Here is a 23,546-nt window from a genome sequence, read left to right as displayed (position 1 = left end):
CGCCCGATATCGGCCGTTGCGGATGCCTTTGCCACCACCTGAAACAGGACGTTTGCGGCGACCACGCTGGAGATCGCGGTTGCGCCATAAGCCGCCGTTCCCGACGGTTCTCCGAACCAGACGTTCACGCTCCGGCGAGCTTATGTGCTTGAAAACAGCCGCTTGCGCGAGCCTTCCAAATGCTCGCGCATAAGCCGCCGCGCGGCCTCTGCATCGCTGTCGCGAATGGCTTCGTAGACCGCAGTGTGCTCGTTGAACACATGCTGAAGCCCGTCTTGCGTGCCGCGCAGCGACAGGCCGTGAAACCGCATGCCCACGGCGATATGGTCTTCCAGCGCCTTCATGGCAGTGGCGAAATAGGGATTGCCTGAGGCCTGGGCTATGCCGAGGTGGAACATGAAGTCTGCGTCAGCCCGATGCGCGTGCCGGTTGGTGGCGTCGCGCAGCAGGTCTAGCGCCGCCTTGATCTTTTGCTTGTCGGCCTCGGTGGCGCGCGTGGCCGCCATGGCGGCCGCTTCTGGCTCGATGGTGAGGCGAAAATTGTAGCAGTGCTGCAGGTCGGAAAGATTCTCCATCTGGCCGAAGCCGAGCGGCTCGCGCAACCCGTGTTCGCGCACGAAGCTGCCAGCACCGCGGCGGGAATAGATTAGCCCCCGGTCACGCAGCTTCTGTAGGGCATCGCGGACCACCGGGCGGGAGACCTGGAATTCGGCCGCCAGGGCGTGTTCCGTCGGCAGGCGTTCGTCGACGGCGTACGCGCCGGATTTGATGGCCTTCTGCAAGCGATCAAACACCGCTTCCGACAGAGTCCGCCGTACAGCAAGCCCTTCCGACATCACGAACCGACACTCTTCCCAGTCATAGAAACATCGCGGGAAAGGAGTTGGACAAGAGTATCCGGAACCCCAAATCCCCCAGACTTCGTGACTAACGTGAACCCGCCAGCGCGGGCAATAGGCAGGCCGGAAAGTGCCTCGCCAACGATCTGAAGGGACACAAGGCCCAATTGCTCCAGTACCACCTGGGCCGTCGCGCCACCAGAGATAACCAGCAGCGTGTCGGAGTCAGGCTGAAACCGAGAAAGTGAGGTCGCAAGTTGCTGCGAAACCTCGAACGCATCGATTGGAGAGGCGCCTGGGACGGCCTGGAGAATGGTAACGCGCGCTTGCGGAGGCAAGTCGGGCGGCGCTATGCCGGATGGCGCCGGAACGTACGCCACAGTTAGGTCCGTTTCGCGCAGTCGGACCAGTTGGGCTATGGTGATAGGGTCTGTCGATCCAATGACACACATTACCCGACGTCCCGCTAGATCCATACTTGGTGTCTCACCATCCGGAGCGATCTCCCGGGCCAGCGCCTCGGCCAGGCCACGCGCCCCCACCAGCAGATCGCGGTCCAGCGCCAGCGTCTCGTCCAATTCCGTCTGCGAGAGGGTGTCTGGGATCGACGCGCGTGCCGCATGCGCCCCGAGACGGCCGGCTATGTCAATTGGCTCGGAGACGCCGAAACCTTCCACCATGCCATCCCGCACGATGCGCCCAAAGCTGGGTATTGCGGGGGCCACCAGCGCGTGACGGTAGGCAATGGCGTCAAGCTCCGCCGAAATGTTTCCCTTAAGGCGAGAATCGACCTTTTTGAAGATCGCTATCCCGTCTGGAAGCTCAGCAATCGCTTCGCACACTCTGGCCCTCGCGGCTTCCGGCGAAAGCTCGCGACTGTTGGTCGATACTCCGACCACCGAAGCGCCCGTCGCCAGTACCTCCTTCAGGGCGTTGGGCGTAACGGCCACCATTGTCCCTTCGCCGCGCATGGCAAAAGGCGCGGCCGAATCCAAAGCCCCTGTCAGATCATCGGCAATGATGGCCAGCCGCGTCATGCCCCGGCCCGGCCAGCGGCGGCGCGACGCTGGGCCTGGACGTCAGGGTCAGGGTCCAGGTTGGCGGCAAGCAGGCGCTGGGTATAGGGGTGACGCGGGTTATCGAAGATGAGCGAAGTGGGGCCACGTTCGACGATCTCGCCTGATTTCATCACGACGACAGTGTCCGCGAAGTCCCGCACCACGCCCAGATCGTGTGCAATGAACAGGAACGAGATGCCCAGGCGCTTACGCAGATCGTCGAGCAGGGCGATCACCTGGGCCTGGATCGATACGTCGAGTGCCGACACGGCCTCGTCGCAGATGATGAGATCCGGCTCCAGGGCCAATGCGCGGGCAATGGCGATGCGTTGGCGCTGCCCGCCTGAGAACTGATGCGGATAGCGCTGCGCGTGCTCGGGCAGGAGCCCGACCTGTTCGAGCAACTCGGCGACCCGCCGCCGGCGTGCCACCTTGTCCGGGATCAGGCGGTGAATGTCCCAGCCCTCGGCGATCAGATCGTAGACCGACATGCGCGGATTGAGTGACTGGGTAGGGTCCTGGAACACCATCTGGATTTCCCGCCGCACACCGAGCAGTTCACGTGCGGACATGGCAATGAGGTTACACCCCTTCCATAAGGCCGCGCCGCTATCGGCGGCTTCGAGGCGCAACAGCGTCTTGGCCAGCGTCGACTTGCCCGAGCCGCTTTCGCCCACCACGGCCAGGCTCTGCCCCTTGTGCAGGATCAGCGACACATCGTTGAGGGCGGTGAACCCGCCATAGGTCTTGCGCAGCTTTTGGACGTCGAGCAGCACGGGCGCCGCGGCGTCGACGTGCTTGACCGCACCCTTGCCTGGCGCAGCGGCAATCAGCTTGCGCGTATAGGGGTGGGTGGCATTGTGGTAGATGTTCCGGGGCGTGCCCGCCTCGACGATTTCGCCTTGGCTCATCACCACGACGCGGTCGGCAATCTCGGCGACGACACCCAGGTCATGGGTGATCAGCACCAGCCCCATGCCCGTCTCGGCTTGCAATTCCTTGAGCAGGGCCAGCACGTCGGCCTGGATGGTGACGTCAAGCGCGGTGGTTGGCTCGTCGGCGATCAGGATGTCGGGCTTGAGCATCAGCGCCATAGCGATCATCAGCCGCTGTCGCTGACCGCCGGAGAACTGATGCGGATATTTGCGCATCGCCTGTTTGGGCTCAGGCAGCCCGACGCGGGCGATGAGCTCAAGCGCGCGGGCCCGCGCCGCATCGGCCGGCCGGCCGTGGGCCGTCATCATTTCCACGATCTGCCAGCCGACTGTGTAGACCGGGTTGAGGTGGCTCAGCGGGTCTTGGAAGATCATGGCGATGCGCTTGCCGTTGAGCGCGCGCCGCTCTTCCTGGCTGGCCTTGAGCAGATCTTTTCCCTCGAACAGAATCTCGCCGGACACGATCTGGGCGGGGGGAATGTCGAGCAAGTTCATCACAGCGGAAGCGGAGACGGACTTGCCGGAGCCGCTTTCGCCGAGGACTGCCAGGGTTTCCCCGCGATTGATTGACCAACTGACATTGCGAACGGCATGCACGGTGCCGCGCGCCGTGTGGAAATCGATGGATAGTTTGCGGACTTCGAGCAGGGCGTCAGCCATTGGCGGTGCCCCCCTTGGTGCTGCGCGCCTCGAGCCGCCAGCGTTGTGCCGGGTCCAGCGCCACGCGCATCCAGTTCGACAGCAGGTTGAGCGAAAGGGCGGTGATGACGATCATCAGGCCGGGCCAAAATGCCAGCCACCAGGCGGAACTAAGATAGGGCCGACCCTGGCTGACCATCAGCCCCCAGGTGATGTTGGGCGGCTGAATGCCGATGCCGAGAAACGACAGCGAGGATTCCGCCAGCATGACGAAGGCGAAGTCGAGCGTGGCGATTGTCATCAGCGTCGGCGCCACTATCGGCAGGATATGACGGAGAATGATGCGGGTATGCGAGGCCCCCATGACGGTCGCTGCCTGCACGAACATGCGCTCGCGCACTTCGAGTACCTCGGCGCACGTGGTGCGCAGGTAGATCGGTATGCGGGTGATCGCGAGAACCAGCACCAGATTGGGGATGGAGGGGCCCAGCACATAGAGCACCACCACCGCGATCAATAGCGACGGGAAGGACATAATCACGTCGGCCAGCCGCATGATCACCTGCGAGACATTCTTGCCGAGGTACCCGGCGACAAGGCCGAACGCCGCGCCGACGACGAGGGCGGAGAGAACCGCCCCTGCTGCCACGCCCATGGTGCTGCTGGCGGCAACGATCAGGCGCGGCAGCATGGGCCGACCCAACGAATCACCACCCAGCACAAAGGCCCAGCCGTGCGCCAGATCGAAGGGCGGGCTGTTGCGCCCGCGCAGGTTCTGCGCGCCGGCAGCATCTCCGAGCAGCGCAGGGCCGAGCACGGCAAATAGAACGATGACCAGCAACATCACGGCCGATACGAACGCGAGCTTGTCGCGCCAGAGCATGGCAAGCAAAGCAGCAGATTCCGAGCGGGGAATGTCGGCCGGTTTGGCGGAGGACAGATCGGTCATGGCCGGTCTCCTACTGCCGGATGCGCGGATCGAGCACGCCGTAGGCGATGTCGATCAGGATGTTCATGATGAAAATGGCGATAGCCGTGACCATGATGGCAGTCAGCACCACGTTAAAATCGCGCTGCAGGATGGAGTCGATCATCAGCTTGCCGATGCCGGGAAAGCCGAAAATAGTTTCGACGATCACCGCGCCGTTGAGCAGGGCCGCGGCCTGGTCGCCCATGACGGTGATCACCGGCAACATAGCGTTGCGCAAAGTATGCACGAAGATGAGCGGGCGGTTCTTGACGCCCTTGGCGCGAGCTGTCTTCACATAGGCCGCACCCAGCGCCGACAACATCGAGCCGCGTACTACCTGCACGATCAACCCGAATGGCCGGATGAACAGCACCGCAATCGGTAGCACCCAGTGCAGCGGCGTGCCGACGCCCGAGGTCGGCAACCAGCCGAAATTGATTGAGAAGATGACGATGGCGACAATGGCGATCCAGAAATCGGGGGCGGAAGCGCCGACCAGCGAAACGATTGAGACCAGCCGGTCAAAAAAGCCGCCGACCTTGAAGGCTGCGAGCGCACCGAGCACGATAGCCGCAACCATGACGAGGGCCATGGTGATCAGTGCCAGGGGCAGCGTCCAGGTATAAGCTTCCAGCACGACGTCAATGGCGGGCCGCGCCTTGCGCAGGGAATCGCCGAAATCGAGATGCAGGAGGTCCCAGACGTAGGCACCGAACTGCTCGATGATCGGACGGTCCAGGCCATGCAAGGCACGAAACTCTTCCTTCATCTGCTCGGTGGCATCGATCGGCAGAAACAGCACGGCGGGGTCGCCGGTCAGCCGCGACAGGAAGAACACCAGGATCATCAGTCCCAGCAGGGACAGCAGGCTGGCGATGGCGCGCTGTCCGATCATTTTGGTCATGGCCGGTTACCCAATGTGAAGAAGCGCGATGCAGGAGTGTGTCTCCGGCATCGCAGAGCGTAAGGCCGGGAGGCGCTTACTTGAAGCTGATTTCGCTCAGCTGCAGCTGCGAGTTGGTGGCTATGGTCGGCTTGAAGTCGATACGCTCGCCCACCCGGCTGTGACCCACCATGTGGAACAGCAGCACGTCGGCGACGATTTCCTTCTGGACGTAGGCGAAGAGCTCGGACCACAGGGCAGCGCGTTCATCCCCCGTTGCAGCAGTCGCCTTTTCGATCAGTTCATCGACCTTGGGGTCGTTGACGCCCGACTGGGTGCCCTGGCTGTGATACTTGAAGTACATAGAGAAGACCGGGTCGCCGCGCGAATTGTCGTGCTGGGCCATTAGCAGCTGGGCCACACGACCCTCCGGATACGGCTTGGAATAGTACTGCTCGTGCTCGGCCACTTCCACCATGCGCAGGGTTGCCTTGAAGCCGACATCATTGAGCATCTGCACGATCACTTCGCCCACTTCGGTCACATGCGGGAAGTTCTCAGTGCGGGCGATAACTTCGATCGGCGCGCCGGTATTGATGCCGTCAGCCGCAGCGGCTGCGAGCAGCTCCTTGGCCTTTTCGGGATCGAAGGCCGGAGGTTCAAGGTCAGCGTTCCAGCCGAGCGTGGTCGGGGGCACCATGGCCACGGCCAGTTCGGTGCCTTCAGCCAGCACGGTGCCGATGAAGGCCTCGCGATCGATTGCGGCATTGAGGGCTTGGCGCACGCGCAGGTCGCCCATCGGCTCAATGGTCTGGTCGATGCGCAGATAGACGGTTTCCGAGTTGGGGTAGGTGAAGTCGGTAGCCGGGTTTGTGGCTTCTTCCTGGGTGATCTGCGGCGCGATGTCGGCCTCGCCGGCTTCGACCATGGCGGCACGCACGGCAGGCTCGGAGCGGAACACATAGGTGGCCTTGGTCACGGCCGGCTGGGTGCCCCAATAGTCGTCGCGGCGGGTCAGTACGATCTGCTGGCCAGCGGCCCATTCGGACATTACATAGGGGCCGGTGCCGATTGGCTCGCGCAGGACCTCCACCGGCGCTTCCGACGGCACGATAGTCACCAGTGTCATCAGCAGCGGCAGAATTGGCTGTGCCGGCTCGGCCCGGATGTCGATGGTATTGTCATCGACGATATTGAAGGTCAGGGCCGTATCGGCGAAGTAGCGCTTGCTCTCGCAGGTGATCTGGTCGGAGAAGACGCGATCGAACGAATGCTTGACGTCGGCGGCATCGAAGGTGGTGCCGTCCGAGAAGGTCACGCCTTGACGCAGCTTGAACTGCCAGGTGCCATTGCCCAGGTCTTCCCAGCTTTCGGCCAGGCGCGGCATCAGGCCGGCATCGCCGCGCACGTCCAGCTCGGTCAGCGTTTCACTGATATTCTGCATGATGACGCGGCCGATATTGGATCGCGTGGCCATGCAGGGCTCGACAAGATCGAGCTCTTCGCTCAGCACGACGGTGATGTCGGTGTTGGTCTGCGCCATGGCGGGAACGATCGAAGTCGACGCCAGAAGCACGCCACCCAGCAAGTGCTTGAACAGCAATTCTACCTCCCTTTTGCAGCCAGTGCGAACAAGGACGATGCTGCTTGTCGCCCTTGCCTCTTGATCGGCGGCCTCATGAGCCAACCTCGCTGCACTATCGATTTACGCCCATTAGTTGTCAATGAATTCCTCGCATCTTCGGTATGTTCAACGTTCTATGATCTCTAATGCACTGAAATATATGTATAAAAAACGACGAACATGAAATCCTTTGACATTCATGCAGCAATCATAACTTGACAACATCGGCGAAACCGCGAATTTTCGACGCCAGAGAAGGAGATCCACCATGACCCCGGAGGAGATCGCTGCCCGCATGACGGGTGCGCTGGACCGCATGGCCGATGGCCGTGTCGAGGCCTTTTTGCCCTCGCCCATGGTGCAGAACCACGCCGCTTTTATTGAACAACTAGATGATGGCACGCTGGCCTGCCTTTGGTTCGGAGGCACGCTTGAGGGCAGGGCCGACATCTCCGTCTATGCGTCCACGCTGACGCCCGGCAGCTCGGCTTGGAGTCCGGCAGTCCAGCTTAGCAACGACCCCCGTCGCTCCGAGCAGAACCCGGTGCTCACCCGGAACCGGAAGGGGCAGTGGCTGCTGTTTCACACCGCACAGCCGTCGGGCAATCAGGATGAATGCCTGTTGCGAGCGCGCGAAGTGTCGATTGCGGGCGGTACGCTTGCCAGAGGGGCGCCGCGCACCATCGATCTGCCGCTCGGCACCTTCATCCGTGGCCGCTTCGTGCGGCGTGCCGATGGTGCCTGGATGATGCCGGTGTTCCGCTGCATTTCCCGGCCCGGCCTGCGCTGGAACGGCAGTTTCGATACCGCCGGCGTCGCTCTCAGTACCGACGACGGCCGGACTTGGTCACTGTCGGAAGTGCCCGGCTCGGTGGGCTCGGTGCACATGACCATCGTGCCGCTCGACGGTAGCCACATGGCGGCCTTCTATCGCCGCCGGCAGTCCGATTTCGTCCATCGTTCGGAAAGCCGCGATGGCGGCGGGTTGACCTGGTCTGCCCCCGAGCCGACCGACGTGCCCAACAACAATTCCTCGATCAACGTCATTCGCCTCGCCGACGGCCGGTTGGCTATGGCTTGCAATCCAGCTTCGGCCGCCACCTCCAGCGATCGGCGGGCCTCGCTCTATGACGAGATCGAGGAAGGGGATGCCCGCCCCGATGCCAGTGGCGGCTGCTCGCCCATCTGGGGTGTGCCGCGCGCGCCACTCTCGCTCTGCGTTTCCACCGACGGCGGCAAGACCTTCCCGCTCCGCCGCATCATCGATGACAGCCCCGGCACCTGCCTTTCGAACAATTCAATAGGCGGACGCAACAAAGAGCTGTCCTACCCTTACCTGCTACAGGACCCGGAAGGCGCGATTCATGTCGCCTACACCTACTTCCGGCGGGCCATCAAATATGTCCGTCTCCCCAAGGGATGGATCGACGGAGAACTGAGTTGAGCGACGTTATCGGCATCACCATGGGCGACCCCGCGGGCGTCGGTCCGGAAATCACGGTTCGCGCCATTGCACAGATGGGCGCGGCCGATCGGGCCCGCACGCGCATCTATGGCAATCGCGCAACGCTGGAGAATGCGCTGGTCGCCACCAGCCTTGTGCTCGGCCTTGAGGACATTGTCGTCGACCTGCCCATCGAAGGCGGGCCGCTGCCCTGGGGCAAGCTCGATCCGCGTGCCGGCGACGCTGCGTTCCACTTCATCGAGAGGGCCGTGCGCGACGCAGAGGCGGGCCAGATCGGTTGCGTCGTCACCGCGCCGATCAACAAGGAAGCGCTCAATCTCGCCGGCCATCACTATGACGGGCATACCGGCATGCTGGCGGCGCTGACCGGGCAGAAGTCGGCCTTCATGCTGCTGGCTTCGGAGCGCCTCAAGGTCATCCACGTCTCGACCCATGTGTCGCTCAAGACCGCCATCGACCGTGCCACGCCCGAGCGCATCTTAGCGACCATTCGCGCTGGCAACGATCACCTCAAGCGCATCGGCTATGCCACCCCGCGCATTGCCGTCGCCGGCATCAATCCGCATTGCGGGGAAAGCGGGCTGTTCGGCACCGAGGATGACGTGCAGGTGGTGCCGGCCGTCGCCATGGCCTGGGCCGAAGGCATCGACGTGCAGGGGCCGATCTCGGCCGACACGGTCTATCACCGCGCCTATAACGGGGGCTTCGACCTGGTGGTCGCGCAGTATCACGACCAAGGTCATATCCCGATCAAGCTGGTGGCCTTCGATACCGCCGTCAACGTCTCGCTGGGGCTGCCCATCGACCGGACCTCGGTCGACCACGGCACGGCTTTCGACATTGCCGGCACCGGCAAGGCCAACCACACCAATCTGAACGAAGCCATCGCCTATGCGCGCCGCCTCGCCGCGGGGACAAAGTCATGAATCCTGCTACGAAACTCCCCATCCACGGTGTCTTCTGCGCGTCCGCCACCCCGGTGCTCGAAGACGGCACGCCTGACCACGCTACCTTCGCGGTCCACGCCAGGGCACTCCTGGATGAGGGTTGCGACGGCATCGCGCTATTAGGCACCACCGGTGAGGCCAACTCCTTCAGCCTCGCTCAGCGCCAGGCACTGCTGGACACGGTCATTGCATCAGGCGTCGATCCGCAGCGCCTGCTGCCCGGCACCTCGCAAACCAATGTTGCCGATACCGTCACGCTGATGCGCCATGCCGTGGAGGCCGGCGTGAAGGCCACGGTCGTGCTGCCGCCCTTCTACTACAAGGGCGTCAGCGACGAGGGCCTGTTCCGCTTCTATGCGGAGGCCATCGAGGGCGTCGGCCGCGACGACCTGCGCGTTGTGCTCTACCACATCCCGCCCATCGCCCAGGTCGGGCTGTCGGTCGAACTGGTCGGACGCCTGCTCGACGCTTTCCCCGGCGTGGTCGTGGGGATCAAGGACAGCTCCGGCAAGCTCGAAAGCATGCAGACTTTTGCCAGGTTCGAGGGTTTCTCGGTGCTGGCTGGCGCCGATCCGTTCATGCTGCCGCTGCTGCGGTCGAGCGGAGCGGGCTGCATCACCTCCAGCTCCAACCTGATCGGCAAGCATTTGCGGGTGGTGTTCGACCATTGGCACGAGCCAGAACAGGTGGCACGGGTCAACGCGGCGCAGGAGCGCATCAACGCCTGGCGCGATCTCTCCAATGCCTATGTGCAGTTGCCCACCATCAAGGCCATGCTGGCCCATCGCCGCAATCATTCTGGTTGGACCCGGCTCCGGCCACCGCTGGTCGAGTTGTCGCCAGCCGAGATCGAAACGGTCTGGGCCCGCATGGCCGAACTCGAGGCGCAGGAAAATGTCTGACGCCGATCTCTCCATGGCTCGCCCCATCACGCTGCTGCAGCCCTCACGGCTGGAGATCGGCGCGGGCTCAGTCTCGTGCCTGGCGCAATGGGCGGAGCCATATCGCCGGGTTTTCGTGGTGGCCATGCCCCCCACGGTCGGTTTTGCCGAGCGCATCGGCTTCACGGGCGCGGTCGAGACCTTCATCGACCTGCCGCCCGAGCCTGACCTTCCGGCCGTCGCGGCGGTGCTAGCCGCTGCCCGGGCCTTCGAGCCGGATCTGGTGGTTGGTCTGGGTGGCGGCTCGGTAATGGATGTCGCCAAGCTTGTGGCGGCACTATGGGACGGCGAACAGTCTGTGCCCGACGTGATCGGCGTCGACAAGGTCGCTGGGCGCCGCACGGCGCTGGCACAGGTGCCCACCACCTCTGGCACCGGTTCCGAAGCGGGCATTCGCTCGCTCGTCACCAATCCCGAGACGCTGGCCAAGCAGGCCGTCGAAAGCCGGCACATGCTCGCCGATATCGCCGTGCTCGATCCCGAGCTGACCTATTCTGTTCCCGCGGCTGTCACCGCGGCCACTGGAGTCGATGCCTTAGCCCATTGCGTCGAGTCCTACACCAATATCAAGGCTCATCCGCTAATCGACGGCTATGCCAGGCTCGGCATCGAGCTGGTAGGCCGCTACCTACCACGCGCCGTCAGCGACGGGGCGGATACCGAGGCGCGAGCCGGCATGATGCTGGCGTCCTACTACGGCGGGGTGTGCTTGGGGCCGGTCAACACCGCCGGTGGCCATGCTTTGGCCTATCCGCTGGGCACGCGGCTCAAGCTTCCCCATGGACTGGCCAATGCCGTCATCTTCCCGCATGTGCTGGCCTTCAATGCATCCGCCTGCCCGGACAAGACTGCTGGCGTCGCCGCTATGCTGGCCCTCGGCGCCGGTGCGTATACCAATGACATTCTGACGAGCGCCATGGACTATTGCCAGGCGCTCGGCATCGAGATGCACCTGTCGCGCCATGGCGCGCAGGAGCAGGATTTGCCGATCTGGGCCGAGGAGGCTTTTGCCATAAAGCGCCTGATCGACAACAACCCCCGGCCGCTCGGGACTAAGGACATTCTGTCGATCTATCGAAGCGCTCTCTGATCGACCTGTGGGCCTGCTCGGCGCGTCGGTGCCGGCCTTGCCGGCTGCGGAGTGCGGATGGAAGGCCCATTCGTGAGGTCCGTGTCGCTCGCTATGCGTGCCAGCCCGTGGCGGCGACACTAAGGGCTCTCGGCTTCATGCAGAGGGCTCGGCTACCTGGCAAACTGTTTACCAAGCCCTGCATCGATCCAGGCACGCGTCTGTTCCAGAACTTCATCCGAAAGCGCAGGGTCGTCGATCGCCCGGGCGAGGATCACTGCCCCCACCATCGCTGACCAGCTTCCGATCGCCACGCGGCGTCTGTCTGCCGCATCAAACTCCGGGAGCGCCTTACCGATACGGTCGATCTGCGATCGAAGGCCTTCAGTCATGGCCGAGCGTGCAGCCGGGGACTGATGGCGGATGGCTGCGGCAAGGCCTGCCGTCGGGCAACCGCCGGCGCAGTTGTCGCGATGCCGGGGCGCAAGATAGGCATCCACATAGGCGCGAAGATCGCCCCCTCCGCTTGAGTCAGCGGCGAGGACATGGGCAAGGGTCTGCGCGATCAGGTCGTCCTTCGAACTGAAATGGCCATAAAAGCCGCCATGGGTGAGGCCTGCCGCATTCATCACTTCGGCGACAGTGACCGCCTCAAAACCCTTCTCGCGAAACAACCAGCTGGCCGCATCCAGGATCCGGTGACGGTTCTCCGCCATCTGCTCTCGACTGACCTTCATTTCAAAATTCTCCGCCGGCCCCGTTGACATTTACATGATGCACATCATATTTAGCATCATTCATGATGACCGTCATGATTATAGGTCCCATCAGAAAAGAGAGCAACCCCCATGACCGCCATTCCGTCAGTCCTCATCACCGGCGCCTCCACCGGCATCGGAGCTTCCTATGCCGAGCGCTTCGCGCGCCGCGGGCACGACCTCGTGCTGGTTGCCCGTGACATGGCACGAATGGAGGCGCTCTCGGCGCGCCTGCGTCAGGAGACCGGCGTGGCGATCGACATCATTCAAGCCGATCTTACGCAACCTGCCGATCTTGCAGCGGTAGAGACGCGGCTGCGCGACGACGCCCGCATCGGGATCCTTGTCAACAATGCAGGCACGGCCATCGGCGGAAGCTTCATCGAGCAGAGCACCGACGACGTTACGCGGCTGGTGGCACTCAATACGACAGCCCTTCTGCGGCTTGCCAGCGCTATCGCTCCGCGCCTTGCGAAAGCGGGCGAAGGGGCGATCGTCAATATCGGCTCCGTGGTCGGCCTGGCGCCGGAGTTCGGCATGACGGTCTACGGCGCGACCAAGGCTTTCGTGCTGTTCCTGTCGCAGGGGCTCAGCCTCGAGCTCGCCCCGAAGGGTGTCTACGTCCAGGCCGTGCTTCCCGCCACAACGCGAACCGAGATCTGGGGGCACGTCGGCGCCGACGTCAATACGCTCTCCAACGTGATGGAGGTGGACGATCTGGTTGATGCGGCGCTGGTCGGCTTCGACCGCCGTGAACTCGTGACCATTCCGCCGCTTCCCGACGCCGGTCAGTGGGATGCGCTTCAGGCCGCGCGCCAGGCCATGATCCCGAACTATGGGAACCAACATCCCGCCGAGCGGTACCGCATGGTCGCCTGAGCACCAACGAAGCCATTTCGATAAACGACCCCGCCGCGGCGGGGACAAACAAAGGTGACCTATGACGAGCAAAATGCTGTTTGAGCCCTATACTCTCGGCTCGCTGACCCTCTCCAATCGTATCGTTATGGCGCCCCTCACGCGTAATCGCGCAGGCCCGGGCTTCGTCCCGGGCGATCTCGCCGCGGAGTATTACGGCCAGCGCGCGTCGGCCGGCCTGCTGATTTCCGAGGCCACGCAGATCTCGCAGCAGGGACAGGGCTATCAGGACACGCCCGGCATCTACTGCCAGGCGCAGATCGACGGCTGGCGCAAGGTCACCGACGCCGTGCACGCCAAGGGTGGCCGGATCTTCCTGCAGCTCTGGCATGTCGGCCGCGTCTCGCACGTCGACCTCCAGGAGAACGGAGCGGCGCCGGTTGCGCCGTCGGCGATCCGGGCCGAAACCAAGACGTTCGTCAACAATGGCTTCGTCGATGTCTCGGCACCCCGCGCGCTTGAGCTCGACGAGCTTCCGGGGATCGTTAACGATTTCCGGCAAGCAGCCGCGAACGCCATTGAGGCCGGCTTCGATGGCGTCGAGATCCACGGCGCCAACGGCTATCTGCTCGACCAGTTTGCCAAGGACGGCGCCAACGTCCGAACGGACGCATACGGCGGATCGATCGAGAATCGAGCCCGCCTGATGCTGGACGTTACGGCTGCGGTCGTCGACGAGGTCGGAGCCGAACGCACCGGCATCCGCATTTCGCCCGTCTCGCCCGCCAACGGTATCTCGAGCAGCGACCCCCAGGCTCAGTTCGGCTATATCGTCGATCAACTCGACGCCTTGGGCATCGTCTACATCCATGTCGTCGAGGGTGCCACGGGCGGACCGCGCGATGTCGCGCCGTTCGATTTCGGATCGCTCCGGCGGCGCTTCACCAACACCTATATCGCCAATAACAGCTATGATCTCGACCTCGCTACGTCGCGGCTGGCCGAGGACAAGGCCGATCTGTTCGCCTTCGGCCGCCCCTTCATCGCCAATCCCGACCTAGTGGATCGGCTGAAGACCAGCGCGCCGTTGGCGGAGTTCAACCCGGCGACGCTCTATGGCGGCGGTTCCGCCGGCTACACCGACTATCTCGTCATGGCGGCCGAAAGCCGGGCCTGACCCCTTTCAGGCCGTGCGCCGGCGCGGCCCGATCCATATTGTGTCCGCAGCGACGGTTCTCCAGACGGAGACTGGCGCTGGCAGGAAGGAGAACGGACTATCATGAAGGCCTTCATCGTCGATCGATACAAGAAGAAGGGCGCCCTGCGCTTCGGCGACATGCCGGAGCCGACGTTGCGGGATGACGATGTTCTGGTCGAGATCCACGCGGCCGGGCTCAATCTTCTGGATTCCAAGATCCGGGATGGAGAGTTCAAGCTCATCCTGCCCTATCGCCCGCCCTTCATCCTGGGACATGACGTGGCCGGAACCGTGGTTCGGGTCGGATCGAAAGTCCAGCGCTTCAAGCCGGGCGACGAGGTCTATGCCCGACCGCGCGATGGGCGGATCGGAACATTCGCGGAATTCATTGCCGTGAACGAAGCTGACGTGGCGCTGAAGCCCAAGAACCTCACCATGGACGAAGCGGCTTCCATCCCTCTGGTTGGGCTGACGGCCTGGCAGGTGCTGGTCGAGCGAGCCGGTCTGCGAAAAGGGCAGAAGGTCCTCATACACGCGGGCTCCGGCGGCGTGGGAACATTCGCCATCCAGCTTGCCAAGCATCTCGGTGCGACGGTCGCGACGACGGCGAGCGCCGCCAATACCGCCATGGTGAAAGCGCTGGGGACGGATGTCGTCATCGACTATCGCAGTCAGAAGTTCGAAGAAGAGCTGTCGGGCTACGACGTCGTCCTCAACAGCCTCGACGCCGGCACCCTAGAAAAATCGCTGAAGGTCCTGAAGCCTGGCGGCAAGCTGATCTCCATCTCCGGTCCGCCCGACCCCGCCTTCGCACGCGCCCAGGGCTTGAATGCGGTGCTTCGGCTCGTGCTGCGCCTGATGAGCGCGGGTATCCGGCGCAAGGCGAAGCGCGCGGGCGTCGACTATTCTTTCCTCTTCATGCGCGCCGACGGCGAGCAACTCGGCCGTATCACGAAGCCGATCGAAGACGGCACCATCCGCCCGGTGGTCGATCGTGTGTTCCCCTTCGAAAAGCTGAACGAGGCCTTCGCCTATATCGAGACAGGTCGCGCCAAGGGGAAGGTCGTCGTCACGCTCAAGTGACGCGCTCCACCAAAAGAAAGATTACGATCATGGCTACCTACACCGGTAACGCCGACTGGAAGACTGCAGCGACTCGCCACGTCGAGGCTGCCGGCACGCGCTTCGCCTATCGCCGCGTCGGGCCCGATACTGGCGTGCCGGTGCTGCTGCTCAACCATTGGGGCGCGAACCTCGACAATTTCGATCCCCGCATCGTCGAGGGATTGGCGGCGGATCGGCCGGTCTATGCGCTCGACTATCGGGGGATCGGCGTGTCCGGCGGCACAGCGCCGCTCAGCGTCGCCGAAATGGCGAACGACACGATCGCTGCAATCGGTGCGCTGGGACTGAAGTCAGTCGACCTGATCGGATTTTCGCTCGGCGGCTTCGTCGCGCAGCAGATCCTTTTCGACGCGCCCGATCTCGTCCGCCGCGCCATCCTGGCCGGAACGGGTCCTGCAGGTGGGACCGGGATCGAACGGGTCGGTCCCGTGTCATGGCCGCTCATCATCAAAGGCCTGTTCACCTTCCGCGATCCCAAATTCTATCTCTTCTTCACCTCCAGCAGCAACGGCAGGCAGGCGGCCAAGGCGTTTCTCGCACGGTTGAAGGAGCGGACGAGCGATCGTGACAAGCCGGTCTCCCTCAAGGCTTTTCTGTGCCAGTTGAAGGCGATCAAGGCCTGGGGCCGCCAAGCGCCGCAGCCGCTGGACACCATTCGCACGCCCGTGCTGGTGGCGAACGGTGATCACGACATCATGGTGCCGAGCGAGAACTCGGCCGACCTGGCCCGCCGTATTCCCGGCGCCGAACTCGTCCTTTACCCCGACGCCGGGCATGGCGGCATCTTCCAGTATCACCACACCTTCCTGCCGAAGGCCAAGGCCTTCTTGGTCGCCTGATCGGCGCGGGTCGCTGGGAGAAGCTAAACCGTTTTTGGAGACGACGATGACCTCAAATTCAAAAAGGACAGCTCTGGTAACGGGAGCCTCGTCCGGCATCGGCCGAGCGAGCGCCGACGCCTTGGCACGAGCCGGCTTCAGGGTCTTCGGCACGAGCCGCAAGCCGAATGGCAACAGCCCGAGTCAGGTCACGATGCTGGCTTGTGACGTGACCGACGAAGCTTCTGTCGCTTCGCTGGTTTCGACGGTGCTCGAAAGCACCGGGCGTATCGACGTTCTCGTCAACAATGCCGGCTTGGGCATGTTTGGGGGCGCCGAGGAATCTTCGGTCGCTCAGGTTCAGAGCCTGTTCGATGTCAACCTGTTCGGTGTCATGCGAACGATCAATGCCGTGCTGCCTTCGATGCGGCGTCAGGGCGAAGGGCGCATTGTCAACATCAGTTCGGCGCTGGGTTTCGTGCCGGCGCCGTACTCGGCACATTACGGAGCGAGCAAATATGCACTCGAAGGCTATTCGGAGTCGCTCGACCACGAAATCCGCGGCTTCAACGTCCGCGTCTCGCTGATCGAGCCGGGCACCGTCCAAGGCTCCTTCGACCACAGCTCGCTGAGACCGGATTCCATGATCACGGAGTACGACGCGGGGCGCGCTTGGGTACATGCCTTTTACGAGAAATCGAAGCTAACGGCTGATACTCCCGAGAACGTAGCAGACGCCGTGCTTGTGGCGGCCACCGCCAAGCACCCGCGGCAGCGTTACACCGTCGGCAAGGTCGCGTGGCAGATCAGCCTGCTGCGGCGTCTCATGCCTGCGAGCATGTTCGACAAGCCCTTGCGCCAGCAATTCCGAATGCCGGGCTGATCGCGGCCTCGACCCGGCCGAGCCAAGGCATTCGAGGATTGCAGTTCTGGCGCCGCCTCGACGCTCTCTTCGACCAACGCACTCGCGGAGTTCAGATCGACGTGTGGCCCTACGAGCAACCGAAGCAAAATGAGACCAAGGGGACCGGTTAGTCCCGCACTACAAGGACAAAAGCTATGGACTATCTGACGTTCGGCCGTACCGGCCTCCAACTTTCCACGCTGGCGCTCGGCACCGGCTGGGGCTATGGGGCCGATCCCGAGACCGCGATCGCCATGCTGGACGCCTATGCCGCGGCCGGTGGCAACTTCATCGATTCCGCCGACGTCTATCAGTTCGGCCAGTCGGAAGAGATACTGGCCAAGGCGCTGGATGGGCGGCGCGAGGATTTCGTGCTCGCCACCAAATTCACCAACGGTTTGGTGGGCGCGTGTTCCAAGCGGAGAACACACCGCAGCGCTCAGCCACCATCGACGCTGTGCTGGAGGTAGCCGAACAGACCGGCTCCAGTCCCGATCGTGTCGCCATCGCCTGGGCCGGGACTCATGGGGCGGTGCCGATCATCGGACCCCGGTCGCTCGCACAGCTCGAAAGCAATCTGGGCGCGGCTGCGCTGACCCTTTCGGCAGAGCAGATCGCCCGCCTCAATGCGGCAAGCGCGCCGGCGGGTGCGCCGCCTCGTGCGACGACGCGCGCCGTTGCCTGACGCAGGAGCTTCCCAAGCCGCAAAACGCGTCTTCACAGGAGATCTGAAATGACTCAGCCCGACATCGTCCTCGCCCATCCGGTCCGCACCGCGATCGGAGCCTATAACGGCACGTTGAAGGGCGTGCCCGCCACCGAACTTGGGGCGATCGCGATCCGCGAGACCCTGCGCCGCGCCGGACTCTCGGGCGACGACATCGGAACGGTGATCATGGGCAATGTCATCCAGGCCGGCAACCGGATGAACCCAGCGCGCCAGGCCGCCATTGGCGGAGGTCTACCGGTGTCGGTCCCGGCGCTCACCGTCAACCGCGTCTGTGGTTCGGGCGCCCAGGCGATCCTCTCCGCAGCGCTCGAGATTGCCGCGGGCGACAGCCATGCCGCCATTGCCGGCGGCATGGAGAATATGGACCGTGCGCCCTATCTAATGGACGGAGCACGCTGGGGCTACCGGATGGGTCCGGCCCAGATCCTCGACAGCATGCTGACCGACGGTCTGAACGATGCCTTCTCGGGTGAGCATTCCGGCTGGCACACGGAAGATCTCGTCACCAGATTGCAGATCACCCGCGAGGCTCAGGATGCCTTCGCCGCACGCTCGCAGCAGCGTTTCGTTGCTGCGCGGGATGGCGGCTTGTTCGCCGACGAGATCGTCGCTGTTGAGATCAAGGGTCGTAAGGGAACGGAGAGTTTCGTGAATGACGAAGCGCCGCGACCCGAGACCACGGTCGAGACGCTCGCCCGGCTGAGGCCGGCCTTCCGCCCGGACGGCACGATCACCGCCGGCAACGCGCCGGGACTGAACAGCGCGGCGGCCGCGTTGATCGTCGCCGAGCGGGGCTTTGCCAATGCGAAAGGTCTGGAGCCGATGGCGCGTCTGGCAGGCTATGGTGTGGCGGCAGTCGAGCCAGGCTTCTTCGGCCTTGGTCCCGTTCCAGCCGTCCGCAAGGCGCTGGAAAAGGCCGGATGGACCCTCGGCGACGTCGAGCGCATCGAGATCAACGAAGCCTTCGCCGCCGTGCCGCTCGCGATCATCCGAGAGCTTGGCCTGCCGGAGGACATCGTCAACGTCGAAGGCGGTGCCGTCGCGCATGGGCATCCGATCGGCGCCACTGGAGCGATCCTCACCACACGGCTTCTCTATTCGATGAAGCGCGACGGAATCTCGAAAGGTATCGTCACCCTTTGTATCGGCGGCGGCCAGGGCATCGCTCTGGCACTCGAACCGCTCTAGTAAGGAAAGAAAACTAGTTCCGGCCTAGTGATTCAGGCGGGCCGTGAGGGCTATAGCGTGCACGCAGTTCTCGTCTGGTTCCCGTACGGCTGCCCGACGAGATTCGTACCACGATTTGCTTCGTACGTTCGCATTACAGGCGTAAGCGGACCAATTCGCCGTGATTTCGGCTGCCGAGAATGGGGCAAGGGCTGCCTATCCGGCCGGAGCGTCAGGGTCCTGATTGGGATTGTAAGCCGAAATTCAAACTGACGCGATTTCGGACCAGCGCACACAATGATGTGTAGCGGTCATGATACGTGCATAGGCCGTTGGGAGCGCGGGAAGATCTGTGCCGGGCGGCGATGAACGCTTCGGCCTTAGCAAGTCCTGGTGTTTCTCCAGCAGGTCTGTGAAGCGAGCGATCAACCGATCATGGCCACCTGCCGCCAGGATAAGCCGACGCCGAAGCGCGATCGTGGCATCCTTTCGGCGGCCAACCAATCGTCATGCTTCGCCGCAAGGCTCTCGAAACAGCGGATGCGCGCCGAGGTCGAAAGATTTGTGAGGGTCTTTGCCGACGTGACATCGGCAACGACTGGCGCACGGTAGCAGACGCGAAACCAAACCGTTGATCGACGGCGACCCCTTGGCCACCTCCACACGACAGATATCGTCGATCGCGCGTTCCAGTCGCCGTGCCGCTGCCTTCACAGAGGCCTTCGGGGCGCTGCACAGATCGAAGCCGCATCGAGCGCAGAAGTGCTGCGGGATCAGCTCCGTCTGATCGAAGGCGGCAATCCCGCCGCGGCAGGCGGGACATCGATCCCGAAGGCCGCAACCGTGCACGAAGCAGGAAACACGCGACGCCAGTCGCCACTGCCGACGAAAATACGGAGCAGCGTCGTAGGCAAGGCAAAAAGGACAATATTGAATCCAGGTCGAACGGTTACGCTTGGCGTTTTCGCGCAGCGGCAGCAAAAGCGGCGGCAGTGCCCGACTAGCCATCGCCACCGCCGAGATTGTTTCCTGCGAAACGTCTGTCTGGCGGCCGAGCAGAGTGGCGACGTCGCACGGAAGCCGAAGGTCAAGGCGGGCCGACCACAATCCCTCGCCAAGCCCAAGGAGGCCGGCGAACGATCTCGGTGCGATACCATTCGCGAAAGCAAGGCGATGGAGCCAGCTGGACAGCAGCTCGTCCAGCCGCGGTTCAATGCACACGGGCCACCGATCCCGAACGACGTCCCGGTATCGCTCGCGGATTTCGATGGCAAAGCCCGATCCGGTCACTTCGCCACTCACAGCAGGCAGTCACGCACCGGCGCCCGGCGGCGCTTCGACACCGGGATGTAGCGCAGCTCGTCAAGTCCTGCCTTCGTGATCCGCTCCGCACCGGACCTGGCCGCGGCGGCTGCCGCCGTCGTGACGATCGCGATGATCTCGCCGGTCAGTCCCTCGGAATGCTGGAAGATCTTTCGCGCAAGCTTCTCATCGAAAAGATCGGAACAGCGGGAGCGGCAAGGCGCCTTCGAGGCTGTCGAGGAGCGTGAGAAACTCGTCGCCATAGTGCCACCGCGAGCAGGTCGAACCGGCTTGCCATTTCGCTGGTCGCGTTGACGAAGTCGAAGACGGCGACCTCGCCGATCAGAACCGGAGAGATGTCAAACTGACGGCCGATCCGCCTGAGAAACGCAAGAACCGCCTCGACATCCCGGGACCGGCCGCGTAACGCATTGTGGAATTCGTCGAAGATCAGGATCTTGGGCTTCAGGCTGTCGAACAGATGATTGATCTGTTCGGCCTTGCGGCCGACATCCCGGCTGTTGCCGGTCGCGCCCGCAGTGCCTGTAGAATGCTTCCATAGAAATGGGCAAGGCCGGCGCCCTCCCGCGTCTGCACCACCCACACTCTTTTGCCTCTCGACAGTTCTAAAATGCTCGACTGCAAACCGTTCCGCGATCATTGTTTTTCCGTTGGCATAAGGTCCGACCAGCATCAAACCGATGGTCTGCAACGCCGGCGGCCGGGACAGCAATTCGGAAAGACCCTCATGTGCCTGCTTCGCAACGTGATGTCCGATCCATCGCGGTGCCCGGATGTAGGCGATCCGGTCTTCCACACTGCGGTCGAGATACGGACGAACGTGGTCGAGCAGATGGTCCGCCATTTCACCAATCCTCGACCGGCGGACGGCGCTTCTGACGCACGAGATGCTCGGCAGGCGCAGACGTCGCCGGGCGCATTGCATCATAGGGTTTGGCGGCCTCTGCCGCGTGGGTTCTGCGCACGGCATTGCGCAGCTCGATTTTCGATGGCTTTTGCCCGCCGGCAATCTCTGCGATCCGTCGGCGGAGCGTCACCTTCTCGACATCCGATCGCGCGTTCGCGGCGCGTCGATGCAAGCGGTCATGTGTTACGCTTTGCCGCCAGCGCCACAGGGTCGAGAACATGTTCGGAAAACTCAAGGACTAGCGCCGCCTCACACCCGCTACGATCGATGCGCCCACGCCTTCGTGTCAGCCATATGCGACCGCAACCGTCGATCGCTAGCTGTGGAAGCGCTCCATCGCTTTTTCGAGCGCCGCCTGCAGCACTTCCCGGTCCCCGACCTGGTTTGCGAGAATCAGCACCAGCCGGGCATTGAGCCGGGCGCTGTCCTCCGGCGAGAACCCTTCGTGCGCCTTGAGCAGCGCCGCATAGAAAACGTCACCGTCGGCTCCGAGGTGGTCGCGGCCGAGATCGATCATGGATTCTGTCCTGTCTGGCTATTGTCGAACGCGCGCCGGTGCGCGGCTCTGATCGAAGCGGCGTCCGGCGTCCGGAAAGCCGCGGCCACATGCTGGTCCGGCCGCACCAGATAGGTCAGCCCCTCGCCATATCGTTCGAACGCCGGCCCGGAAACATCCTGCAACTCCCCTTCGCCCGGTCGGGCGACATGGATATGGCGGATGCCGTTCGCCTCGATCCGCGGATGCTCGCCGAAGGAGAGCAAGGCAAAATCCCCGCCCAGCAGATTGAGCAGCCAGACATCGTCGCCGGCGCGCCTCAGCGGGGCATCCTTGCACGCTGCGCCGGGGTCGAGAATCGCTTCCGGCGACGGTGTCTGCAATCGCAGCCCGGCCACCGAACAGGGCACGGAAAGCCGGCCCGAATTGACCAGCTTGCGGGCGAACTCCATGTCGGCGGCGAGATCGAGCACCTCATCGCGCAGCATCTTCTCCATGGCGGATTTCGGCGTCATGAAGTTGGTTGCGCGCGAGGAATGGGCGATGTTCTCGTCGGCGCCGCGGATGCGCTCGTCATTGTAGCTATCGATCAGCCCCTGCCCGGCCTGCCCCTTTACGACAGCAACCAGCTTCCAGCCAAGATTATCGACATCCTGGATGCAGCCATTGCCGCCGCGCGCGCCGAACGGCGAAACGATATGTGCGCTGTCGCCGACGAAGATCACGCGGTCGTGCACGAAGCGCTCAAGCCGGCGACACTGGAATGTGTAGACCGAAACCCAGTCGATTTCGAAATCGGAACGCCCGAGCACGCGCTCGATGCGCGGCCTGACGTTTTCCGGCCGCCGTTCTCTTTCCGGATCGGCGTCCCAGCCGAGTTGCAAGTCGATGCGGTAGATGTTGTCCGGCTGCTTGTGCAGCAGCGCCGACTGGCCTGCATGGAAAGTAGGCTCGAACCAGAATCGCCGCTCGGAGGGAAAATCGGCCTTCAACTCGATATCGGCGATGAGGAAACGCTCCTCGAACAGCCGGCCGGCAAATTCCAGCCCCAGCGCGGAACGCACGATCGACTTCGCGCCGTCGCAGGCGAGCAGATAGTCCGCTTCCAGCCTGTACGGCCCATCAGGCGTCTCCACGCTCGCCGCGGCGCCGTCGGGGAGCTTGGCTACGCCGATGACCTTGTTCTTGAAGCGCAGATCGATCAGGTCGGGGAAATCACGGGCGCGCTCGACCAGATACTGTTCGACATAATATTGTTGGAGATTGATGAAGGCCGGCATCTTGTGGCCGTCCTCCGGCAGCAGGTCGAAACTGTAGATCTCCCGGTCGCCGTGGAAGACGCGCCCGATCTTCCATGTCACGCCCTTCTCGACCATGCGTTCTCCGACACCCAGCCGGTCGAAGATCTCCAGCGTCCGCTTGGCCCAGCAGATCGCCCGGCTGCCCACCGAAACCACATCATTGTCGTCGAGCACCAACGACGGTACACCGCGAAGCGCCAGGTCGATGGCCATGGACAGCCCGGTCGGGCCGGCGCCGACGATCGCTACTGGATACCGCCCTGGCGTCTTGCCCGACAGTTCCGGCGGCGGCGCGTAGCCGAAAGGCTGGTAGCTGTAACTCGGCATCTTTCCTCCAGGCGCGCGGCCTAGCCCTGCAGCCTGTCCCACATTTCGCGGTCGCGCTCGGCCGTCCAGATACGGGGCGTGTCGATCCCCAGCGCCTCGTCGTAAGCCCGCGCCACGTTGAAAGGCAGGCAATGCTCGTAGATCGCGTAGGATGAGAATTTCGGATCGCATTCGGCTCGGGCGGCGTCCCATGCCTGCTTCAGCGAACCGCCGCCGCGCGCGATGCGGGCGACCGGCCGATAGGTCGATCGCAAGAAATCCAAT

General features: G+C 63.4%; 24 protein-coding genes and 1 pseudogene. 12 read left to right on the top strand and 13 right to left on the bottom strand.

The window, feature by feature from the left end; all coding sequences use genetic code 11:
* Positions 1 to 140: 140 nt before the first annotated feature.
* The 6 genes from G6N73_RS29140 to G6N73_RS29115 form a co-directional block, all read right to left on the bottom strand.
* Positions 141 to 836: a FadR/GntR family transcriptional regulator gene (locus G6N73_RS29140; RefSeq protein WP_165033464.1), complete on the bottom strand. Its 696-nt coding sequence runs from the start codon at positions 834 to 836 to the stop codon at positions 141 to 143.
* A complete protein-coding gene (locus tag G6N73_RS29135; RefSeq protein ID WP_165033463.1) occupies positions 836 to 1,876 on the bottom strand; it encodes a four-carbon acid sugar kinase family protein in 1,041 nt (346 codons plus the stop codon). Before G6N73_RS29135 ends, G6N73_RS29140 begins: the two co-directional genes overlap by 1 nt.
* Positions 1,873 to 3,492 carry an ABC transporter ATP-binding protein gene (locus tag G6N73_RS29130; RefSeq protein WP_165033462.1) on the bottom strand — a complete coding sequence of 540 codons (1,620 nt, stop codon included), beginning with the start codon at positions 3,490 to 3,492 and terminating at the stop codon, positions 1,873 to 1,875. Before G6N73_RS29130 ends, G6N73_RS29135 begins: the two co-directional genes overlap by 4 nt.
* Positions 3,485 to 4,420 (bottom strand): ABC transporter permease, encoded by a 936-nt coding sequence (locus G6N73_RS29125; RefSeq protein ID WP_165033461.1) that lies wholly within the window; start codon positions 4,418 to 4,420, stop codon positions 3,485 to 3,487. The genes G6N73_RS29130 and G6N73_RS29125 overlap by 8 nt, the downstream gene beginning before the upstream one ends.
* Before the next feature lie 10 nt (positions 4,421 to 4,430).
* Positions 4,431 to 5,345 carry an ABC transporter permease gene (locus tag G6N73_RS29120; protein WP_165033460.1) on the bottom strand — a complete coding sequence of 305 codons (915 nt, stop codon included), beginning with the start codon at positions 5,343 to 5,345 and terminating at the stop codon, positions 4,431 to 4,433.
* A gap of 76 nt (positions 5,346 to 5,421) precedes the next feature.
* Entirely contained in the window at positions 5,422 to 6,867 is a 1,446-nt protein-coding gene (locus G6N73_RS29115) for an ABC transporter substrate-binding protein (RefSeq protein WP_165033468.1), read from the bottom strand.
* Between the two features lie 349 nt (positions 6,868 to 7,216).
* Between G6N73_RS29115 and G6N73_RS29110 the strand changes: the two genes are divergently transcribed.
* Genes G6N73_RS29110 through G6N73_RS29095 form a run of 4 tightly spaced genes read left to right on the top strand, consistent with a single transcriptional unit; the run spans position 7,217 to position 11,391 of the window.
* A complete protein-coding gene (locus G6N73_RS29110; RefSeq protein WP_165033459.1) occupies positions 7,217 to 8,392 on the top strand; it encodes a sialidase family protein in 1,176 nt (391 codons plus the stop codon).
* Positions 8,389 to 9,339, top strand: a complete 951-nt coding sequence (gene pdxA, locus G6N73_RS29105; RefSeq protein WP_165033458.1) for a 4-hydroxythreonine-4-phosphate dehydrogenase PdxA — start codon at positions 8,389 to 8,391, stop codon at positions 9,337 to 9,339. The genes G6N73_RS29110 and pdxA overlap by 4 nt, the downstream gene beginning before the upstream one ends.
* Positions 9,336 to 10,262, top strand: coding sequence for a dihydrodipicolinate synthase family protein (locus G6N73_RS29100; protein WP_165033457.1), 927 nt, complete (start codon positions 9,336 to 9,338; stop codon positions 10,260 to 10,262). The genes pdxA and G6N73_RS29100 overlap by 4 nt, the downstream gene beginning before the upstream one ends.
* Positions 10,255 to 11,391, top strand: coding sequence for an iron-containing alcohol dehydrogenase (locus tag G6N73_RS29095; protein ID WP_246252669.1), 1,137 nt, complete (start codon positions 10,255 to 10,257; stop codon positions 11,389 to 11,391). Before G6N73_RS29100 ends, G6N73_RS29095 begins: the two co-directional genes overlap by 8 nt.
* Positions 11,392 to 11,543: 152 nt before the next feature.
* On the opposite strand, the gene G6N73_RS29090 is transcribed toward G6N73_RS29095, so the two are convergent.
* Complete coding sequence (locus G6N73_RS29090; protein WP_165033466.1) at positions 11,544 to 12,107, bottom strand: TetR/AcrR family transcriptional regulator; 564 nt, start codon at positions 12,105 to 12,107, stop codon at positions 11,544 to 11,546.
* Positions 12,108 to 12,218: 111 nt separating this feature from the next.
* Between G6N73_RS29090 and G6N73_RS29085 the strand changes: the two genes are divergently transcribed.
* The 8 genes from G6N73_RS29085 to G6N73_RS29055 all read left to right on the top strand — a co-directional run bounded on the left by G6N73_RS29085 (position 12,219) and on the right by G6N73_RS29055 (position 18,949).
* A complete protein-coding gene (locus tag G6N73_RS29085; protein WP_165033456.1) occupies positions 12,219 to 13,007 on the top strand; it encodes an SDR family NAD(P)-dependent oxidoreductase in 789 nt (262 codons plus the stop codon).
* A gap of 61 nt (positions 13,008 to 13,068) precedes the next feature.
* On the top strand, positions 13,069 to 14,163 hold the full coding sequence (locus tag G6N73_RS29080; protein ID WP_165033455.1) for an alkene reductase: 1,095 nt from the start codon (positions 13,069 to 13,071) through the stop codon (positions 14,161 to 14,163).
* Between the two features lie 102 nt (positions 14,164 to 14,265).
* Positions 14,266 to 15,267 carry an NADP-dependent oxidoreductase gene (locus G6N73_RS29075; RefSeq protein WP_165033454.1) on the top strand — a complete coding sequence of 334 codons (1,002 nt, stop codon included), beginning with the start codon at positions 14,266 to 14,268 and terminating at the stop codon, positions 15,265 to 15,267.
* Positions 15,268 to 15,296: 29 nt separating this feature from the next.
* Positions 15,297 to 16,148 (top strand): alpha/beta fold hydrolase, encoded by an 852-nt coding sequence (locus G6N73_RS29070; RefSeq protein ID WP_165033453.1) that lies wholly within the window; start codon positions 15,297 to 15,299, stop codon positions 16,146 to 16,148.
* 46 nt (positions 16,149 to 16,194) lie between these two features.
* Positions 16,195 to 17,010 carry an oxidoreductase gene (locus G6N73_RS29065; RefSeq protein WP_165033465.1) on the top strand — a complete coding sequence of 272 codons (816 nt, stop codon included), beginning with the start codon at positions 16,195 to 16,197 and terminating at the stop codon, positions 17,008 to 17,010.
* A 176-nt stretch (positions 17,011 to 17,186) separates the two neighbouring features.
* On the top strand, positions 17,187 to 17,501 hold the full coding sequence (locus G6N73_RS37350) for an aldo/keto reductase (protein WP_246252668.1): 315 nt from the start codon (positions 17,187 to 17,189) through the stop codon (positions 17,499 to 17,501).
* Positions 17,489 to 17,716: an aldo/keto reductase gene (locus tag G6N73_RS37345; RefSeq protein WP_343044784.1), complete on the top strand. Its 228-nt coding sequence runs from the start codon at positions 17,489 to 17,491 to the stop codon at positions 17,714 to 17,716. Before G6N73_RS37350 ends, G6N73_RS37345 begins: the two co-directional genes overlap by 13 nt.
* 48 nt (positions 17,717 to 17,764) lie before the next feature.
* Complete coding sequence (locus G6N73_RS29055; RefSeq protein ID WP_165033452.1) at positions 17,765 to 18,949, top strand: acetyl-CoA C-acetyltransferase; 1,185 nt, start codon at positions 17,765 to 17,767, stop codon at positions 18,947 to 18,949.
* 486 nt (positions 18,950 to 19,435) lie between these two features.
* On the opposite strand, the gene G6N73_RS29050 is transcribed toward G6N73_RS29055, so the two are convergent.
* The 6 genes and pseudogenes from G6N73_RS29050 to G6N73_RS29025 all read right to left on the bottom strand — a co-directional run.
* Positions 19,436 to 20,218: a TniQ family protein gene (locus tag G6N73_RS29050; RefSeq protein WP_343044783.1), complete on the bottom strand. Its 783-nt coding sequence runs from the start codon at positions 20,216 to 20,218 to the stop codon at positions 19,436 to 19,438.
* Positions 20,219 to 20,375: 157 nt separating this feature from the next.
* Complete coding sequence (locus G6N73_RS29045; RefSeq protein WP_246252667.1) at positions 20,376 to 21,095, bottom strand: TniB family NTP-binding protein; 720 nt, start codon at positions 21,093 to 21,095, stop codon at positions 20,376 to 20,378.
* Between the two features lies 1 nt (position 21,096).
* Positions 21,097 to 21,288 carry a hypothetical protein gene (locus G6N73_RS29040; protein ID WP_246252666.1) on the bottom strand — a complete coding sequence of 64 codons (192 nt, stop codon included), beginning with the start codon at positions 21,286 to 21,288 and terminating at the stop codon, positions 21,097 to 21,099.
* Between the two features lie 186 nt (positions 21,289 to 21,474).
* Positions 21,475 to 21,675: a DUF2783 domain-containing protein gene (locus G6N73_RS29035; RefSeq protein WP_165033451.1), complete on the bottom strand. Its 201-nt coding sequence runs from the start codon at positions 21,673 to 21,675 to the stop codon at positions 21,475 to 21,477.
* Complete coding sequence (locus G6N73_RS29030) at positions 21,672 to 23,282, bottom strand: FAD-dependent oxidoreductase (RefSeq protein ID WP_165033450.1); 1,611 nt, start codon at positions 23,280 to 23,282, stop codon at positions 21,672 to 21,674. Before G6N73_RS29030 ends, G6N73_RS29035 begins: the two co-directional genes overlap by 4 nt.
* 20 nt (positions 23,283 to 23,302) lie before the next feature.
* Positions 23,303 to 23,546 (bottom strand): annotated as a pseudogene (locus tag G6N73_RS29025) (MBL fold metallo-hydrolase); the annotation flags it as partial.

The organism is Allomesorhizobium camelthorni, from assembly GCF_011045125.1.
Taxonomy (GTDB): domain Bacteria; phylum Pseudomonadota; class Alphaproteobacteria; order Rhizobiales; family Rhizobiaceae; genus Allomesorhizobium; species Allomesorhizobium camelthorni.
Note: the sequence above shows the minus strand (reverse complement) of the source record. Positions and strands in the feature narration are given on the sequence as shown.